The 3,134-nt window shown below is 75.6% G+C and carries 1 protein-coding gene and 1 pseudogene; both read right to left on the bottom strand.

The window, feature by feature from the left end; genetic code table 11:
- Window positions 1–857, bottom strand: a pseudogene (locus L0B03_RS15775) (hypothetical protein); the annotation flags it as partial.
- 171 nt (window positions 858–1,028) lie between these two features.
- Window positions 1,029–3,134: FAD-binding and (Fe-S)-binding domain-containing protein (locus L0B03_RS15770; RefSeq protein WP_250447571.1), on the bottom strand; the 2,106-nt coding region annotated here is incomplete at its 5' end.

The raw sequence follows: 3,134 nt of genomic DNA, 5'->3' as shown, positions 1-3,134 counted from the left end.
GGGGTCGGCTCAGGCGCACGGACCGCCGCGCGCACCGCGAAGGAGGGCGCGACGACGGTGGGCACCCGCGGCTGCAGCGCGGCGGTCCCCTGCGAGGGGGTCGTGGTGTCCCAGGAGCGCGAGGTCGACTCCCACACGGGGGTGTCGGCCCGGCCGCGGGCCTGCTCAGGGTCGGGGGCCGGGACCCGGGGTACGGGCCAGGTACGCGGGGCGGCGGCACTCGGCACCCCCAGCCGCTCGTCGTCGCGGACCACGTGCAGGGCGGTGGGCTCCATGGCGCGCCGCGGGGGCGGGGTGCGCACGACGGGTGAGACGTCGACGATGCGGCGGCCGTCGGCCCCCTCGATCACCCCGACCTGGAGGACCTCGACCTGCCAGCCGGGCTGGAGCAGGAACTCGAGGGCGTCCTCGGCGCCGTGGTCGACCTCGGAGCACACCAGCAGCAGCCGGCTGCCGCTGCGCACCGACGGGGAGAGCAGGCTCGTGACCGGCACCGTCTCGCGGAAGGCCGCGAGGTGGGCGGCGAAGCGGTCCGGGCCGCCGCGGTAGGCCTGGGCGAGGTCCTGGGTGCTCAGGCGGGCCGCGCGGCCCGCGTAGCGCAGAGCTCGGATGCACGCCGCCTCGTCGAGCACCGCGACCACCTCGACGACCACGGGCTGGCCCGCGGCGTCGACCGCGAGCAGGTGCGGCTCGTCGTGGCCGGCGCGACGGGCGCACAGGGGCAGCAGCTGCTCACCGAGCAGCGAGTCCAGGTGGTCGGCGACGACGCTCGAGGTCTCGGTGCCGAAGGAGGTGCGCGCGGGCTGGAGGGGCTGGACCGGAGTGGACCGGCCACCCTCGACCTCGAACATCGGCATGCTTCTCCACCGGCCTCGCACGTCGCCTGGCCCCGCCGCGGCGCACGGGACCGGCGCCGTCAACCGTGACAGACCGACTCTAGAGGGTCGAACGGTGTGACCGAAATGCCCCATTCGGGTGGGATGCGGGCCCGCTGCTCAGAGCGCCGCCGCCCGAGCCACCGTCGCCACTCAGCCCGCGCGGGTCCTCGAGGTGATCCTCGACGCCAAGAGCTGGGCGAGGTGGGTGCCCTCCTCCCCGGCGAGCTGGTCCGCCTGGGTCCGGCACGAGAAGCCGTCGGCCAGGAACACCGTGCCCGGGTCGGCCTCGCGCAGCGCAGGCAGCAGGGCGCTCTCGGCGACCGCGACCGAGACGTCGTAGTGCCCCTTCTCCATGCCGAAGTTCCCGGCCAGCCCGCAGCAGCCGGCCAGGGTCGTGACGGTGGCCCCGGCGGCCTCGAGCAGGGCCCGGTCGGCGTCATAGCCCATGACGGAGTGCTGGTGGCAGTGCGGCTGGGCGAGCACCTCGACGTCGTCGAGCCGGGGCGGGGTCCAGCTGCCCGGGCCCAGGGGCGCGGGGGCCGTGAGCAGCTCGGCCAGGGTGCGGGTCTCCCCTGCGACCGCCACGGCGCGAGGATCGTCGGGCAGCAGGTCGAGCAGGTCCGAGCGCAGCACCGCGGTGCACGAGGGCTCGACCCCCACGATCGGGATCCCGTTGACCGCGTACGGGCCGAGCACGCCGAGGAGCTGGGTCAGCTGCTGCCGGGCCCCGGTGAGCTGCCCGGTCGAGATCCAGGTCAGGCCGCAGCAGGCCTGACCGTCAGGGATGATCACCTCGTAGCCCGCGTCCTGCAGCACGGTGATCATCGCGCGCGGTACGTCGGGATCGAACCCGTCGCTGAAGGAGTCGGTCCACAGCACCACCCGGCGCGCAGGGTCGACGCCGCCCGAGGCGTGCGAGCCGGAGCCCACCGTCCCCTCCCCCAGGCCCTGGGTGCCGTGAGCGTCGGGGCCGTCGACGACCCCGCGACGCGCACCGTCGGCGACCTGCCGCGACCACCAGGTGCGGAACGACGTCGGCGCGAAGCTCGGGATGCTGCGACGGGTGTCCATGCCCCCCAGGCCCAGGACCAGCCGCGCGATCGGGCGCACCCCGAGCACCGCGTTCGCGAGCCTGCCCAGGCGCAGCCGGCCGACCAGGCGGCTCCACCGCGGCAGCCAGCCCAAGGCGTAGTGGTTCATGGGCCGCAGCCGCCCCTGGTAGGTCCGGTGCAGCACCTCGGCCTTGTACTGGGCCATGTCGACACCGGCCGGGCAGTCGCTCGAGCAGGCCTTGCAGCTCAGGCACAGGTCGAGGGCCTCGTGGACCTCGGCCGAACGCCAGCCGTCCCCGACCAGGGTGCCGTTGGCCATCTCCTGGAGCACCCGGGCGCGGCCGCGGGTCGAGTCCTTCTCGTCGCGGGTGGCCAGGTAGGAGGGGCACATGAAGCCCCCCGAGGCCGAGCTGTCCGCCCGGCACTTGCCGACCCCGACGCAGCGGTGCACGGCCGTGGTGAAGTCCCCGCCGTCGTGGCCGAAGGAGAACCCGCCCGCCGCAGCGAGCGGCAGGGCGTGCGGACGGCGCAGGTCCGCGTCGACCGGGCGCGGGGCGACCAGCACCCCCGGGTTGAGGCCGTCGGCCGGGTCGAAGAGCTGCTTGACCCCGCCGAAGAGGTCGATCACCTCCCCCGGGTACATGATCGACAGCAGCTCCGAGCGGGCCCGCCCGTCGCCGTGCTCCCCGGACAAGGACCCGCCGTGCGAGGCGACCAGCTGGGCCGACTCGGTCATGAACCGCCGGAACCCCGCGACGTCCTCGGCTCGCTCGAGGGGCAGGCCGATGCGCACGTGGATGCACCCGTCGCCGAAGTGCCCGTAGGGCAGCCCGTCCACGCCGTGCTCGGCCATGAGCCGCTCGAAGTCCCGCAGGTAGGCACCGAGGCGCTCGGGGGGCACCGCGGCGTCCTCCCACCCTGGCCAGGCCTGGGCGCCGTCGGGGGTGCGCCCGGCCAGGCCCGCGCCGTCGGCCCGGATCTGCCACATGGCCGAGGCCTCGGCACCGGGTGGGATGACCCGGGCTGCCGTGGTACCGGCGTCGGCGGCCATCGCGCGGGCCCGCTCGAGGGCCTCCTCGCGGGTCGCGCCGCCCATCTCGACCATGAGCCAGCCGGCCCCTGGGGGCAGGGCCGGCACGCGGGCCTCGCCGCGGTGCCGCCCCACGACGTCGCCGAGCCGGGCGTCGAGGCCCTCGGTCGCGAG

The sequence above is a fragment of the Actinotalea sp. C106 genome, assembly GCF_023630195.1.
Lineage (GTDB): Bacteria > Actinomycetota > Actinomycetes > Actinomycetales > Cellulomonadaceae > Actinotalea.
This window is presented reverse-complemented; position numbering and strand designations above follow the sequence as displayed.